Annotated in this window: 13 protein-coding genes; 3 read left to right on the top strand and 10 right to left on the bottom strand. The window is 57.6% G+C overall.

Annotated elements, in window-relative coordinates:
- Positions 1-190: 190 nt before the first annotated feature.
- From sucD to sdhC, 9 genes are all read right to left on the bottom strand, one after another.
- Positions 191-1,078 carry a succinate--CoA ligase subunit alpha gene (gene sucD, locus CH92_RS08655; protein WP_025241380.1) on the bottom strand — a complete coding sequence of 296 codons (888 nt, stop codon included), beginning with the start codon at positions 1,076-1,078 and terminating at the stop codon, positions 191-193.
- The gene (gene sucC / locus CH92_RS08650) at positions 1,078-2,244 is read right to left on the bottom strand and encodes an ADP-forming succinate--CoA ligase subunit beta (protein WP_025241379.1); all 1,167 of its coding nucleotides are present in this window, start codon (positions 2,242-2,244) and stop codon (positions 1,078-1,080) included. The genes sucD and sucC overlap by 1 nt, the downstream gene beginning before the upstream one ends.
- 178 nt (positions 2,245-2,422) lie before the next feature.
- On the bottom strand, positions 2,423-3,859 hold the full coding sequence (lpdA, locus tag CH92_RS08645) for a dihydrolipoyl dehydrogenase (protein WP_025241378.1): 1,437 nt from the start codon (positions 3,857-3,859) through the stop codon (positions 2,423-2,425).
- A 96-nt stretch (positions 3,860-3,955) separates the two neighbouring features.
- A complete protein-coding gene (gene odhB, locus CH92_RS08640) occupies positions 3,956-5,185 on the bottom strand; it encodes a 2-oxoglutarate dehydrogenase complex dihydrolipoyllysine-residue succinyltransferase (RefSeq protein ID WP_025241377.1) in 1,230 nt (409 codons plus the stop codon).
- Between the two features lie 68 nt (positions 5,186-5,253).
- Positions 5,254-8,085, bottom strand: a complete 2,832-nt coding sequence (locus CH92_RS08635) for a 2-oxoglutarate dehydrogenase E1 component (RefSeq protein ID WP_025241376.1) — start codon at positions 8,083-8,085, stop codon at positions 5,254-5,256.
- Positions 8,086-8,372: 287 nt separating this feature from the next.
- Positions 8,373-9,077 carry a succinate dehydrogenase iron-sulfur subunit gene (locus tag CH92_RS08630; RefSeq protein ID WP_025241375.1) on the bottom strand — a complete coding sequence of 235 codons (705 nt, stop codon included), beginning with the start codon at positions 9,075-9,077 and terminating at the stop codon, positions 8,373-8,375.
- 10 nt (positions 9,078-9,087) lie between these two features.
- Positions 9,088-10,860, bottom strand: coding sequence for a succinate dehydrogenase flavoprotein subunit (gene sdhA, locus CH92_RS08625; RefSeq protein WP_025241374.1), 1,773 nt, complete (start codon positions 10,858-10,860; stop codon positions 9,088-9,090).
- Between the two features lie 3 nt (positions 10,861-10,863).
- A complete protein-coding gene (gene sdhD / locus CH92_RS08620) occupies positions 10,864-11,232 on the bottom strand; it encodes a succinate dehydrogenase, hydrophobic membrane anchor protein (protein WP_025241373.1) in 369 nt (122 codons plus the stop codon).
- A complete protein-coding gene (gene sdhC, locus CH92_RS08615) occupies positions 11,226-11,612 on the bottom strand; it encodes a succinate dehydrogenase, cytochrome b556 subunit (RefSeq protein ID WP_200869647.1) in 387 nt (128 codons plus the stop codon). Before sdhC ends, sdhD begins: the two co-directional genes overlap by 7 nt.
- Before the next feature lie 350 nt (positions 11,613-11,962).
- Here sdhC and gltA point away from each other — a divergent pair, with 350 nt between their 5' ends.
- Positions 11,963-13,234, top strand: a complete 1,272-nt coding sequence (gltA, locus tag CH92_RS08610; protein ID WP_025241371.1) for a citrate synthase — start codon at positions 11,963-11,965, stop codon at positions 13,232-13,234.
- Between the two features lie 413 nt (positions 13,235-13,647).
- On the opposite strand, the gene CH92_RS22275 is transcribed toward gltA, so the two are convergent.
- Positions 13,648-13,899, bottom strand: coding sequence for a YkgJ family cysteine cluster protein (locus CH92_RS22275; protein WP_080689983.1), 252 nt, complete (start codon positions 13,897-13,899; stop codon positions 13,648-13,650).
- A 144-nt stretch (positions 13,900-14,043) separates the two neighbouring features.
- On the opposite strand from CH92_RS22275, the gene CH92_RS08605 reads away from it, so the two are divergent.
- Positions 14,044-14,385, top strand: a complete 342-nt coding sequence (locus CH92_RS08605; RefSeq protein ID WP_025241370.1) for a DMT family protein — start codon at positions 14,044-14,046, stop codon at positions 14,383-14,385.
- A 119-nt stretch (positions 14,386-14,504) separates the two neighbouring features.
- The gene (locus tag CH92_RS08600; RefSeq protein ID WP_025241369.1) at positions 14,505-14,786 is read left to right on the top strand and encodes a pyrimidine/purine nucleoside phosphorylase; all 282 of its coding nucleotides are present in this window, start codon (positions 14,505-14,507) and stop codon (positions 14,784-14,786) included.
- Positions 14,787-14,799: the final 13 nt, after the last annotated feature.

Here is a 14,799-nt window from a genome sequence, read left to right as displayed (position 1 = left end):
TCCGAGAAAAAAAGCACGCACCTTAATGGAAATCCCCTTCCAGAGCGAGGATTCCAGCCGGTTTGGCAAGTCGGTTTAAAGGTTCATCTTTCGGCGCGACAACAATAAACGTTAGACGAGCTCTGGCTTTTCCAGAAACAAAAATGCCAGTCAGATAGGCTGACTGGCATTCTGGTGTCGCGGGTTGGAATCAGCCTTGCTTGGCTTCCCAGCCGGTCAGCTCCGCAAGCGCCTTGCCGATATCGGCAAGCGAGCGCACGGTCTTCACACCGGCATCCTGCAGCGCGGCGAACTTCTCGTCTGCGGTGCCCTTGCCGCCGGAGATGATCGCACCGGCATGCCCCATGCGCTTGCCAGCAGGCGCAGTCACACCCGCGATGTAGGAAACCACCGGCTTGGTCACGTTGGCCTTGATATAGGCCGCGGCTTCTTCCTCGGCGGAGCCACCGATCTCACCGATCATGACGATCGCTTCGGTCTGTGGATCTTCCTGGAACAGCTTGAGGATGTCGATGAAGGTCGAGCCGGGAATCGGGTCGCCGCCGATGCCGACGCAGGTGGACTGACCGAAACCGGCGTCAGTAGTCTGCTTGACCGCTTCATAAGTCAGCGTACCGGAACGCGATACGATACCGACCTTGCCTGGCAAATGAATATGGCCAGGCTGGATGCCGATCTTGCACTCGCCGGGAGTGATCACGCCGGGGCAGTTCGGGCCGATCAGCCGTACACCCAGCTCGTCGCACTTGATCTTTACTTCGAGCATATCGAGTGTCGGGATACCCTCGGTAATGCAGACGATCAGTTTGATACCACCGAAGGCGGCCTCAAGGATCGAATCCTTGCAGAACGGCGCCGGGACGTAGATGACCGATGCATCAGCGCCGGTCGCTTCTACGGCTTCCTTGACGGTGTTGAACACCGGCAGGCCGAGGTGAGTAGTGCCGCCCTTGCCCGGCGTCACGCCGCCGACCATCTTGGTGCCGTACTCGATCGCCTGTTCGGAGTGGAAGGTACCCTGCGAGCCGGTAAAGCCCTGGCAGATGACCTTGGTGTCTTTATTGATCAGGACGCTCATTACTTGCCCTCCGCGGCTTTGACGACTTGAATGGCCGCATCGGTCAGGCTGGTCGCACCGATGATGTTCAGACCACTTTCACTCAGCTTCTTGGCGCCGAGTTCGGCATTGTTGCCTTCCAGGCGAACCACGACCGGGACCTTCACGCCGACTTCCTTGACCGCACCAATGATGCCTTCGGCAATCATGTCGCAACGCACGATGCCACCGAAGATGTTGACCAGAACGGCGGCAACGTTTTCATCGGAAAGGATGATCTTGAAGGCTTCGGTCACACGCTCCTCGGTCGCACCACCGCCGACGTCGAGGAAGTTGGCGGGTTTGCCGCCATGCAGGTTGACGATATCCATGGTGCCCATGGCCAGGCCGGCACCATTGACCATGCAGCCGATGTTGCCATCGAGCGCCACGTAGTTCAGTTCCCACTTGGCCGCGTGCGCTTCGCGCGGGTCGTCCTGGGAAGGATCCTGCATGCCGCGCAGCTTCGGCTGACGATAGATGGCGTTGCTATCGATGTTCAGCTTCGCATCGAGGCAGTGCAGGTTGCCGTCTTTCTTGATTACCAGCGGATTGACTTCCAGCAGTGCCAGATCGTAATCGACAAACAGCTTGCCCAAATTTACGAAAATATGGGTGAACTGCTTAACCTGGTCGCCTTTCAGCCCCAGCTGGAAAGCCAGCTCACGGCCTTGGAACGGCTGAGCACCAACCAGCGGATCGATCGTGGCCTTGAGAATTTTTTCAGGCGTGTCGTGAGCGACCTTCTCGATGTCCACGCCACCTTCGGTGGACGCCATGAATACGACCCGGCGAGTGGCGCGATCGACTACGGCGCCCAGATAGAGCTCCTTGTCGATGTCGGTGCAAGCTTCGACCAGAATCTTGCTGACCGGCTGACCGTTGGCGTCGGTCTGGTAGGTCACCAGACGCTTGTCCAGCCACTGCTCGGCGAATGCACGGGCTTCATCCTTGCTACGAACCAGCTTGACACCACCCGCTTTGCCGCGCCCGCCAGCGTGCACTTGAGCTTTGACCACCCACTCGGTGCCACCAATGTGGTCGCAAGCCTCAGCTGCTTCCTTGGGGCTATCGACTGCGTAGCCTTTGGAAACTGGCAATCCGTATTCGGCAAACAGTTGCTTACCTTGATATTCGTGAAGATTCATCTTAGCTACCGTTCGGTTTGATGTGCATCAGACGTTGCATGTATGCCGCGTCGCCTCAAGTCGCTGAAAACTATCGCGAAACACCTTTCAGAGACCTGTCATACCTTGCGTTGAAGGTATCGACGGCTCACGAGAGATCCAAAAGAACCGACGCGAGCCGCCTTCTACCGCAGCGCTATCAGCGCTTCTTGCGGTTGGCAATGTGAATGGCATGGCCATTCACCGCCAATGCTGCTTCATGCAGCGCTTCGGACATGGTCGGATGCGAGAAGACCATCATGCCGAGGTCTTCGGCACTGGTACCGAACTCCATGCCGATCGCGCCTTGCTGAACCAGTTCAGCTGCAGCCGGCCCCATCACGTGAACGCCCAACACACGGTCGGTCTTGGCATCGGCAATCACCTTGACCAGGCCGGCGGTGTCGTTAGCAGCCATCGCACGGCCACTGGCGGCGAACGGGAAAGTACCGACGTTAATTTCAACGCCTTCGCCTTTCAGTGCCTGCTCGGTCTTGCCGACCCACGCGATTTCCGGATGGGTATAGATGACCGACGGAACCAGGTCGTAGTTCATTTGCGATTTATGGCCAGCGATACGCTCGGCGACCATCACGCCCTCTTCAGAAGCCTTGTGGGCCAGCATGGCGCCGCGCACCACGTCACCGATGGCGTAAACGCCCGGAACGCTGGTGGCGCAGTAGTCGTCGACGAAGATGAAACCACGCTCATCCATGTCGACGCCGGCGTCGGCAGCCAGCAGGTCGGTGGTTACCGGACGACGGCCAACCGCAACGATCAACTTGTCGAAGGTCTGCTGCTGCTCGCCTTCGGCGTTGGTGAAGTTGACGGTAACCTGGTCGCCCTTGACTTCGGAACCGGTCACGCGCGCGCCCAGCAGGATCTTCAGACCCTGCTTGCTGAGCACTTTGAACGCTTCCTTGGAGATCTGCTCGTCAGCGGCCGGAAGGAACTTGTCCATCGCTTCCAGCACGGTGACTTCGGCACCCAGGCGCGCCCACACCGAACCCAGCTCCAGACCGATCACACCGGCACCGATAACGCCCAGCTTGCCCGGAACGGTCTGGAAATCCAGCGCACCGGTGGAGTCGACAATGATGTTCTGGTCGACTGGGGCAGGCGGAATGTCTACCGGCTTGGAACCGGACGCTAGGATCACGTTCTCTGCGCCCAGCACCTGAGTGTTGCCGTCAAGACCAGTGACTTCGACCTGCTTGCCGCTGAGCAGCTTACCGTGGCCTTCGAACACGGTCACACCGTTGGCCTTCATCAGGCCAGCAACGCCACCGGTGAGGTTCTTAACGATCTGGTCCTTGCGGGCTACCATCGTCGGAATGTCCATGGCCACTTCGCCAGTGCTGATGCCATGAACCTTGAAGCTCTCGTGGGCCTCATGGAACTTATAGGAGCTGTCCAGCAGCGCCTTGGACGGAATGCAACCGACGTTCAGACAAGTGCCACCCAAGGCGGTCTTGCCTTCCTTGCCCTGATATTTTTCGATGCAGGCAGTCTTCAAGCCCAGTTGCGCTGCGCGAATGGCTGCTACATAGCCGCCGGGGCCGGCACCGATGACGACGACGTCAAATTTCTGGCTCATTGCAAATCCTCTTGAGTACATGCAGCAAAAGTCAAAGGGCTGCAATCGACAAGCCCGGCATGCGCCTAGCCTGTCTACTGCAGCCCGTGACGCTTGTTAGATATCCAGCAGCAGACGGGCCGGATCTTCCAGCAGGTTCTTGATGGTCACCAGGAAGCTGACCGCCTCCTTGCCGTCGATCAGACGGTGATCATAGGACAGAGCCAGGTACATCATCGGCCGGATGACCACCTGGCCGTTGACAGCCATCGGGCGTTGCAAAATGTTGTGCATGCCCAGAATAGCGGCTTGCGGCGGGTTGACGATCGGGGTCGACATCATCGAACCGAACGTACCGCCATTGGTGATGGTGAAAGTGCCACCGGTCATTTCGTCAATCGACAGTTTGCCGTCGCGAGCCTTCTTGCCGAAGGTGGCGATGCCGCTTTCGACTTCTGCCAGATTCATCAGCTCGGCATTGCGCAGGACCGGCACGACCAGACCGCGGTCGCTGGACACGGCGACGCCGATGTCCTGGTAGCCGTGGTAGACGATATCGGTGCCGTCGATCGAGGCATTGACCGCCGGGAAGCGCTTCAGCGCTTCGACGGAGGCCTTGACGAAGAAGGACATGAAGCCCAGGCGCACGCCATTGTGGGTCTTTTCGAACAGGTCCTTGTACTTCGAACGCAGGGCCATGACTTCAGTCATGTCGACTTCGTTGAAGGTGGTCAGCATCGCCATGTTCGACTGTGCTTCGACCAGACGCTCGGCAACCTTGGCGCGCAGGCGTGTCATCGGCACACGTTTCTCAGTGCGATCGCCGGCAGCAGCAACAGGTGCAGCGGCTGCGCTAGCAGCTGGCTTGGCCGCAGCGGGCGCGGATTTCTTGGCTTCGATGGCGGCAACCAGGTCTTCCTTAGTTACGCGACCGTCTTTGCCAGTACCCTTGACGCTGTTGGGGTCGATACCATTCTCTTCGGCGAGCTTGCGCGCAGCCGGAGCGAGGATGGCATCTTCGCCACCAGCAGCGGGCGCAGGCGCGGCAGTCGATGCAGGCGCTGCGGTTTCAGTCGGGGCTGCAGCAGGCGCAGTGGCACTGGCGGTACCGCCGGCTTCTAGCTTGCCAAGCAGCTCGCCGCTGAGCACGGTATCGCCTTCGTTCTTGACGATTTCGGTCAATACGCCATCCGCTTCGGCCAGTACTTCCATCACGACCTTGTCGGTCTCGATGTCGACGATCAACTCGTCACGCTTGACCGCTTCGCCCGGCTGCTTGTGCCAGGTGGCAACGGTGCCGTCAGCAACCGATTCCGGAAATTGGGGGGCTTTGATCTCGATAGCCATTAGCTGGGTCCTATTTGATTCGATTTCTACATCGAGGCCGCGTTATCGCGGCCTCTTGCAAGAATGATTTAAACGGTGAACGCGTCCTGCAGCAGCTTTTCCTGCTGCTCGGCGTGCATGGAGGCATAGCCAACCGCAGGCGCAGCAGAAGCGTCACGACCCGCGTACTGCAAGAACAACTCTTTCTTGTGCGCGACAGCAACACGACGCATATGGTGCTGGCTACAGTACCAAGCGCCTTGGTTCATCGGCTCTTCCTGACACCAGACGATGCTCTTGAGGTTCTGATACGGCGCGAGCACCTCGGCCAGATCATCTTCCGGAAACGGATAGAGCTGTTCGAGACGGATGATCGCGATATCTTCGCGGCCCTCGTTGCGGCGTTTATCCAGCAGATCGTAGTAGACCTTGCCGCTACACATGATCACGCGTTCGACCTTGCTCGGCTCGATCTGATCGATTTCCGGAATCACTGTCAGGAACGAGCCCTGAGTCAGCTCCTCCAGCGTCGACGTGGCCAGCTTGTGACGCAGCAACGACTTCGGCGTCAGGGCCACCAGCGGCTTGCGCAGCGGGCGGATCGCCTGGCGACGCAGCATGTGGTAGACCTGAGCTGGTGTAGTCGGCACGCACACCTGAATGTTGTGCTCGGCGCACAGCTGCAAATAGCGCTCCAGGCGCGCGGATGAATGCTCCGGTCCCTGCCCTTCATAGCCGTGCGGCAGCAGCATGGTCAGACCACAAAGGCGGCCCCACTTATGTTCGCCGCTGGTGATGAACTGGTCGATTACGACCTGCGCACCGTTGGCGAAGTCACCGAACTGAGCCTCCCAGACCACCAACGCATTGGGCATGGTGGTGGCATAGCCGTACTCGAATGCAAGTACGGCCTCTTCCGAAAGGAAGGAATCGTACAGATCGAAGCGCGGCTGCCCTTCGTATAGGTGCTGCAACGGGATGTAGGTGCTGCCGTCCTTCTGGTTGTGCAGCGCGGCATGGCGGTGCGAGAAAGTGCCGCGACCCACATCCTGACCACTGATACGCACCGGATGACCTTCAAACAACAGGGTCGCGTAAGCCAATGTCTCGGCATAGCCCCAGTTGATTGCCAGCGCACCAGCACCCATTTTCTGCCGGTCTTCAAGGATCTTCGACACCTGGCGTTGAACCACGAAGCCTTCCGGGATGGCCAGCATCTTGCTGGAGAGTTCCTGCAAGGCTTTCAGCTCGAAACGCGTATCGTGGCGGGCTGTCCAGGTGTGCCCCAAATATGGCCGCCAATCGACGAACAGTTCTTTATTGGGCTCTTTGACCAGACTCTTGACGACGTGGAGGCCGTTATCCAGTGCGGTGCGATACTCGTCGACCTTCTCCTGAACCTGCGCTTCCTCCAGCACTTTCGACTGGGTCAGCGAGTCGGCGTACAGCTCACGAGTGGTACGCTGTTTAGCGATCTTCTGGTACATGAGCGGCTGAGTACCGCTCGGCTCATCGGCCTCGTTGTGGCCGCGACGCCGATAGCAGATCAGATCGATAACGATGTCGCGCTTGAACTGCATGCGGTAATCGACAGCCAACTGCGTGACGAACAGAACCGCCTCGGGATCGTCCGCGTTAACGTGGAAGATCGGCGCCTGGATCATCTTCGCAACGTCGGTCGCGTACTCGGTGGAGCGCGCATCTTCCTGCTTGTTAGTCGTGAAGCCGACCTGATTGTTGATCACGATGCGGATGGTGCCGCCAGTCCGATAGGCTCGGGTCTGGGACATCTGGAAGGTTTCCATGACCACGCCCTGCCCCGCGACGGCGGCGTCGCCGTGGATGGTAACCGGAAGAACCTTGTCACCAGCCGAATCGGAGCGACGGTCCTGGCGCGCACGAACGGAGCCTTCGACTACCGGTGAAACGATTTCCAGGTGGGACGGGTTGAACGCCATTGCCAGATGGATCTCACCACCAGACGTCATGACATTCGAGGAGAAGCCTTGGTGATACTTGACGTCACCGGAGCTGAGCCCCTCGACCTTTTTGCCTTCGAACTCGTCGAAAAGGTCGCGCGGGTTCTTACCGAAGGTGTTGACCAGCACATTGAGGCGGCCGCGGTGGGCCATGCCGATCACAATTTCCTTGGTGCCGTACGAGCCGGACCGTTGGATGATTTCATCCAGCAGCGGAATCAGACTCTCGCCACCCTCCAGGCCGAAGCGTTTGGTACCCGGATACTTAGTGCCCAGATACTTTTCGAGCCCCTCGGCAGCGGTCAGACGCTCAAGCAGATGACTCTTGATTTCCGGCGAGAACGCTGGCCTTCCACGGACGCTTTCCAGGCGCTGGATGAACCAGTTGCGCTGATCCGAATCGACGATATGGGTGAATTCTGCGCCAATAGTGCGGCAATAAGTCTCTTGCAGCGCCTGGTGAATTTCGCGCAAGGTTGCCTGATCCTTGCCCATGGCAAGGTCGCCGGTACGGAAAACCGTATCCAGATCTGCATTGGTCAAACCATAGTTATTAACGGCTAGATCAGCCGGAACCGGGCGCTGCTGCAAGCCCAGCGGATCGAGCTGAGCGGCCTGATGGCCACGCATCCTATACGCCTGGATCAGACGCAGGACTTCGACCTGCTTCTTCTCGTGCTCACTGCTGACGCTACCGGCCGAAACCGGCTGAGCGCGACGCTGGTTCTTGGCCAGCAGAACGAAGTGATCGCGGATTGTCGAATGCGAAACATCGGCCGCAGCGCCGCCATTGACAGGCAGCTTCTGGAAGTAGGTGCGCCACTCTTCTGGCACAGCGTTGGGATCGTGCAGGTAGAGCTCGTAGAGCTCTTCCACATAGGCAGCGTTACCACCGGATAGATGGGCACTGTCCCACATGCGCTGCATTACGCTTTCTTGCATGTCTGGTCACCTTCGATAAGGAGACACCACCAGCGTGGAGACCGCAGCATGACTTCCCAAGTTCTGAAGCAGCGACCCAGGTAAAGCCACTACGGACCGCGCAGATAGTTTCCGAGAACCACCCCGGATGCTCCTGCTGGTCATCAAATTTTCAGAGCGAAACTCCGGCTTTGTGAGCTGGAATTCCTACTAAGACTACGGCGCCGAGTTCAACTCTGGCGCCGTAGGTGTCGCGGTGAAACATCAAGCAGCTGCAGCTATCAAGAACCACAGGCCACTAGGGCACATTAGGTTGCACTCTGCAGCAGCATGTTCCGCACGTGACCAATTGCCTTGGTCGGGTTCAACCCTTTCGGGCAGACACTCACGCAGTTCATGATGCCGCGGCAGCGGAACACGCTGAACGGATCGTCCAGAGCAGAAAGACGGCTCTCGGTCTCTGTGTCGCGGCTGTCGGCCAGAAAGCGATAGGCCTGAAGCAGCGCAGCGGGGCCAAGGAACTTGTCCGGATTCCACCAGAAGGAGGGGCAGCTGGTCGAGCAGCAAGCGCACAGGATGCACTCGTACAGACCGTCAAGCTTCTCCCGATCTTCCGGGCTCTGCAGACGTTCGATAGCCGGAGCTGGCGTATCGTTCATCAGATAAGGACGAACCTTCTCGTACTGCTTATAGAAGATGCCCATATCGACGGCCAAGTCACGAATAACTGGCAAACCAGGTAGCGGACGAACCACCAGCTTGTTTCCCTTGACCACCGCCGACAGCGGAGTGATGCAGGCCAGACCATTTTTGCCGTTCATATTCATGCCATCGGAGCCACAGACTCCTTCGCGGCAGGAACGACGATAAGAGAAACCTTCGTCCTGTTCCTTGACGAGCGCCAATACGTCCAGAACCATCAGATCCTTACCATCGGTATTGATCTGGAAATCCTGCATATACGGCTTTTCGTCTTTATCCGGGTTGTAGCGATAAACGCTCACTTGCAACATATCGGCGACCTCAGTAAGTCCGGACCTTGGGTTCGAAAGTCGGAACTGTCTTCGGGGAGAAGTTCACGGCACGCTTGGCTACACGCTTTTCACCTGGGAAATACAGGGTGTGGCACAGCCAGTTTTCATCATCACGCTCTTCAAAGTCTTCACGGGCATGCGCGCCGCGAGACTCTTTGCGGTTTTCTGCGGCGATTGCGGTCGCCTCAGCTACTTCAAGCAGATTCTGCAGCTCCAGCGCTTCGATACGCGCGGTATTGAAAGCCTGGCTCTTGTCAGAAATCTTGACGGTAGCGATGCGCTGACGCAGATCGGCAAGCTGAGCGATACCCTTCTGCATGTATTCGCCAGTACGGAACACACCGAAGTAGTTCTGCATGCAGCTCTGCAGTTCTTTGCGCAGCGAAGCGACATCTTCGCCAGTAGTCCGCTCGTTCAAACTGGACAAGCGGTTCAGGGCGACGTCCAGGTCGGTTTCGGTCGCACCTCGATGCTCGACACCTTCCTTCAGCGCCTTCTCCAGATGCAGGCCGGCCGCACGACCGAATACGACCAGATCCAGCAGCGAGTTGCCGCCGAGACGGTTGGCGCCATGCACGGATACGCAAGCCACTTCGCCTACTGCGAACAACCCGTCGATGATCTTGTCGTTGCCATTGGCATCCTGGGTTATTGCCTGGCCATGAATGTTAGTGGCGACGCCACCCATCATGTAGTGGCAGGTCGGAACCACAGGCACTGGGGCCGTGACCGGATCGACGTGCGCAAAGGTCTTCGACAACTCGCAAATACCTGGTAGACGGCTGTGTAGCACTTCCTCACCGAGGTGATCGAGCTTCAACATTACATGGTCGCCATCCGGACCACAGCCATTGCCAGCTAAGATTTCCTTGACCATGGAACGAGCAACCACGTCACGACCAGCCAAGTCTTTCGCATTCGGCGCATAACGCTCCATGAAGCGCTCGCCATGCTTGTTGATCAGGTAACCACCCTCACCGCGACAACCTTCCGTCACCAGTACGCCGGCACCGGCGATTCCAGTCGGGTGGAACTGCCACATCTCGATGTCTTGAACCGGCACGCCAGCACGTAGCGCCATGCCGATACCGTCACCGGTATTGATTAGGGCGTTGGTAGTCGAAGCGTAAATACGGCCTGCGCCACCGGTGGCCAGAACCACCGCCTTCGAACGGATATAAACCGTTTCGCCGTTTTCGATGCAGATCGCGATGATGCCGACAATAGCACCATCCTGATTCTTCACCAGATCCACGCCATACCATTCGTTGAGAAAGGATGTACCTGCCTTCAGGTTGGCCTGGTAAAGAGTATGCAGCAGTGCATGACCGGTACGGTCAGCGGCAGCGCAGGTACGCGCAGCCTGACCGCCCTTGCCGTAGTCCTTCGACTGGCCACCGAACGGACGCTGATAGATACGCCCCTGCTCGGTACGGGAGAACGGCAAGCCCATGTGCTCCAACTCGAATACGGCCTCAGGGCCGACGGAACACATATATTCGATAGCATCCTGGTCACCGATGTAATCGGAGCCCTTGACGGTATCGTACATGTGCCAGCGCCAATCGTCGTTCGGGTCGGCCGAGGCGATAGCACAGGTAATGCCACCTTGCGCCGATACGGTATGCGAGCGAGTCGGGAAAACCTTGGTCACCACCGCAGTTTTATGGCCACCCTGGGCCAACTGCAGCGCGGCGCGCATGCCCGCGCCACCGCCACCAATAATGATGGCGTCATAAGAAAGAGTACGAATGCTAGCCATGGATCAGATACCCCAAAGAATCTGCACACCCCAGACGAAGAACGTGAACATGGCGATGCCACACACTGCCTGGAAGAGGAAACGCACACCGGTAGCCCACTTACCGATTGCCATGTTGGTCAGGTAGTCAGTGGAAATAGTCCACATACCAACCCATGCATGCACGCTCAGGGCGACAAGCGCCAGTAGGCTGAAGATGCGCATCCAGGTGGCCGAGAAGAGCTCTTGCCACTGGCCATATTCCAGCCCTGGATTAACCACTAGGTATCCGATCAGAAACAGGAAATAAGCCGCGAGCACCACTGCAGAAACACGCTGAGCCATCCAGTCATACAGACCCGAACGTGAAAAGTTCGTGACGTTGGTTACCATATCCACACTCCCGCCAGAACGATCAGCACGGCCGAAACGACCAGAACGATTTTCGAGCCCAGCTTGCCGCCTTCAAGCGTCTCGCCGTGCCCGGTGTCCATGACCAGATGACGTACACCGGCCACTAGGTGATACAGCAATGCAGACAGCAACACCCAAACCACCAGCTTGGCGAGCGGACTTCCTAGGTACGCTTTCACCTCTTCAAAGCCTTCGGCAGAAGAAAGCGAGGCATCCAGCGCAAGCAGCAGAATGGCCACACCCACAAACAGAATCACACCAGAAATGCGATGAAGGATTGAGGTGTAAGCAGTGATCGGGAGTTTTATTGTCCTAAGATCTAGGTTTACAGGTCGTTGGCTTTTCACGGCTTTTTTCACACTTGAGAGCCCCTAACATACAGGGCAAAGTTGTTGGGAAGAGTACGCAGCGGTACCCGCCACCCACGAGTGACAACCCACAGGAAACTGCCTGTTAGGCCCCTGCCGGTCGGTCGCCGAGTATAAACAGTTAGGTCGCTAATGACAATGTGGTGAAGTGCCACTAAAGGCGGATGGCGCCGCCGATAATAAATGCCGTAAATAGGCCTTTCTGTGTTGCGAATTCACCCGGAAAAGCCCTCTGTTGCAGGCCACTCGCGCAAATTGACTTTGAGATTTATCTCACTATAGTGATGCGGGCCCTGCGTGGGGGGCCATGATGATTCCAAGCATAAAACAGGAGGCCATACATGGCTGACAACAAAGCGCAGTTGATCATCGAAGGCGCAGACGCCATCGAACTGCCCGTTTTAACCGGCACCGTAGGGCCTGACGTAATCGATGTACGAGGCTTGACCTCCACGGGTCGTTTCACCTTCGATCCCGGCTTCATGTCCACCGCCTCTTGCGAGTCCAAAATCACTTACATTGATGGTGAGCAGGGAATCCTGCTGCATCGCGGCTACCCGATTGAACAACTGGCTGAGAACTCCGATTATCTTGAGACTTGCTACCTCCTGCTGAATGGCGAATTGCCTACCGCTGAGGAAAAGGCAAAGTTCATCAGCACCATCAAGAACCACACGATGGTTCACGAGCAGCTCAAGTCCTTCCTGAACGGCTTCCGCCGCGATGCGCACCCAATGGCCATTATGTGTGGCGTAGTTGGCGCGCTCTCAGCGTTCTATCACGATTCACTGGACATCAACGACCCTCACCACCGCGAAATTTCCGCCGTGCGTCTGGTCGCCAAAATGCCGACCCTGGCAGCCATGGTTTACAAGTACTCCATGGGTCAGCCGATGATGTATCCGCGCAACGACCTAAACTACGCTGAAAACTTCCTGCACATGATGTTCAACACACCTTGTGAAGTGAAGCCGATCAGTCCGGTTCTGGCCAAGGCAATGGACCGCATCTTCATTCTGCATGCGGATCACGAACAAAACGCGTCCACTTCCACCGTTCGCCTGGCAGGCTCCACTGGCGCCAATCCATTCGCCTGTATCGCGGCCGGTATCGCTGCGCTTTGGGGCCCGGCACACGGTGGCGCTAACGAAGCCGTTCTCACCATGCTCGACGAAATCGGCGATGTGTCGAATATCGAGACGTTCCTGGCCAAGGCCAAGGATAAGAACGACCCGTTCAAGTTGATGGGCTTTGGCCACCGCGTGTACAAGAACTTCGACCCTCGCGCCAAGGTCATGAAGCAGACCTGTGACGAAGTACTGGGCGAACTGGGCATCAACGATCCGCAGCTCGAGCTGGCGATGAAGCTGGAAGAGATCGCACTGAACGACCCCTACTTCGCCGAGCGCAACCTGTACCCGAACGTTGACTTCTATTCAGGCATCATCCTCAAGGCGATCGGTATTCCGACCAGCATGTTCACTGTGATTTTCGCCCTGGCGCGCACTGTCGGCTGGATCTCGCACTGGAAAGAAATGATCGAGATGGGCCAGAAGATTGGTCGCCCGCGCCAGCTGTACACCGGCTATAAGCAACGCGATCTGCCGCGCTGATTCGTTAGCCGGAAACGAACAAGGCTGCCCGAGAGGCAGCCTTTTTTGTGCGCACGGCTAATGAGCCGGCGCAAACCGACTCTACGAACTCATAGGCTAATTGAAACCCGCCTTGAGCGGAGCGGCACCGCAAACCAACACCGAACGCCCTACGACGCTCGTCCCAGGTTTTACCGCGCCCTCCAGCTACGCAAAATCGACAGGCGTTACGCGCCCTACTCCCCGTTTTGAATGGCCGGCCTTGGCGCGAAGCTTCTCCAAGCGAACATCACTCCATTCGCCAGCCGCAGCCCGCATCAGATCACCCGGACCCTGCAAGCTCCGCTACGGCGCAGAAATGCCTCATGTGCCACAGAGAGAGCCACCGGGTTGCACCCGGCCTACGGCTGTGCCTTGTCTATACACTCCAAACATCACGCTGTTGCCTGCTCCAACCAGCCGAGCAATCGAATCGCATCCTCTCGGCTGTCACCACAAACCAAGTGATCTGCCTGGAAAGCAGCACAGACAGCAGGCCGCGATGGCTCGCCAAACAGCCCACAAAAATTCCTATCGGACAAATGCATACAACGTTCTCCGGCGAGCTTGCCGAAAGGCATGCCGGGAATCGGTGAACTGATCGAAGGAGCAATACAACATGCACCGCAACCGGGACGGCAATTCATTTCCAATCATCCGAAATGAAAAACGGGCGGCGATAATAATGGCTGACCGAACAAAAGGCACTAGCGCTACGAGGCGAACATCGGGGTACTTGCAGGGCCAGGCCACGAACCAATAGGATCCGCCATCGCCCGGAGTATCACCTCATGCCCATCTGGCTTCAGACTGCTGCCCTGCTCTGCCTATCCAACCTGTTCATGACCTTCGCTTGGTACGGCCATCTCAAGACGCTCAATGGCAAGCCCTGGCTGATAGCCGCTTTGATCAGCTGGTGCATCGCCTTGTTCGAGTACCTGATCATGGTGCCAGCCAACCGCATCGGTTACACCGAATTGTCGATCGGGCAGCTGAAGATCATGCAGGAGGTAATTACCCTCGCCATCTTCGTGCCGTTCAGCGTGCTGTATATGCAGCAGCCATTGAAACTCGACTATCTATGGGCCGGGCTGTGCCTGATGGGTGCGGTCTATTTCATCTTCCGATCGTGAGCGTCGCCCGCTCAGAACGCAGAGAGAACAGCCTCATTCGAATCGCAGCGACCATGATGACGCCACCACATCGCTTCGGCATACTGGCCGCCCTTTTCCGCACCTTCAGAGGTTTCCGAATGTTCAAGGTCAACGAGTACTTCGACGGCACCGTCAAATCCATTGCCTTCGATATGGCAGCCGGACCGGCCACCATTGGCGTCATGGCCCCTGGAGATTACGAGTTCGGTACCAATCAGCTGGAAGTCATGCACGTAGTTGCTGGCAGCCTGGACGTGAAATTGCCGGGAAGCGAGAACTATCAAACCTTCGGTGCAGGCAGCCAATTCACCGTACCGGCCAATAGCAAGTTTCAGCTGAAGGTGACGGAGGCGACTGCCTACCTCTGCGAGTACCGCTAAGCGGTCTCGATAC

It is taken from the genome of Stutzerimonas stutzeri (assembly GCF_000590475.1).
GTDB lineage: Bacteria > Pseudomonadota > Gammaproteobacteria > Pseudomonadales > Pseudomonadaceae > Stutzerimonas > Stutzerimonas stutzeri_D.
This window is presented reverse-complemented; position numbering and strand designations above follow the sequence as displayed.

Excerpts from the sequence above, each read along its gene's own strand:
- sucD (WP_025241380.1), bottom strand. The coding sequence starts at position 1,078 with ATGAGCGTCCTGATCAATAAAGACACCAAGGTCATCTGCCAGGGCTTT.
- sucC (WP_025241379.1), bottom strand. The coding sequence starts at position 2,244 with ATGAATCTTCACGAATATCAAGGTAAGCAACTGTTTGCCGAATACGGA.
- lpdA (WP_025241378.1), bottom strand. The coding sequence starts at position 3,859 with ATGAGCCAGAAATTTGACGTCGTCGTCATCGGTGCCGGCCCCGGCGGC.
- odhB (WP_025241377.1), bottom strand. The coding sequence starts at position 5,185 with ATGGCTATCGAGATCAAAGCCCCCCAATTTCCGGAATCGGTTGCTGAC.
- CH92_RS08635 (WP_025241376.1), bottom strand. The coding sequence starts at position 8,085 with ATGCAAGAAAGCGTAATGCAGCGCATGTGGGACAGTGCCCATCTATCC.
- CH92_RS08630 (WP_025241375.1), bottom strand. The coding sequence starts at position 9,077 with ATGTTGCAAGTGAGCGTTTATCGCTACAACCCGGATAAAGACGAAAAG.
- sdhA (WP_025241374.1), bottom strand. The coding sequence starts at position 10,860 with ATGGCTAGCATTCGTACTCTTTCTTATGACGCCATCATTATTGGTGGC.
- sdhD (WP_025241373.1), bottom strand. The coding sequence starts at position 11,232 with ATGGTAACCAACGTCACGAACTTTTCACGTTCGGGTCTGTATGACTGG.
- gltA (WP_025241371.1), top strand. The coding sequence starts at position 11,963 with ATGGCTGACAACAAAGCGCAGTTGATCATCGAAGGCGCAGACGCCATC.
- CH92_RS22275 (WP_080689983.1), bottom strand. The coding sequence starts at position 13,899 with ATGAATTGCCGTCCCGGTTGCGGTGCATGTTGTATTGCTCCTTCGATC.
- CH92_RS08605 (WP_025241370.1), top strand. The coding sequence starts at position 14,044 with ATGCCCATCTGGCTTCAGACTGCTGCCCTGCTCTGCCTATCCAACCTG.
- CH92_RS08600 (WP_025241369.1), top strand. The coding sequence starts at position 14,505 with ATGTTCAAGGTCAACGAGTACTTCGACGGCACCGTCAAATCCATTGCC.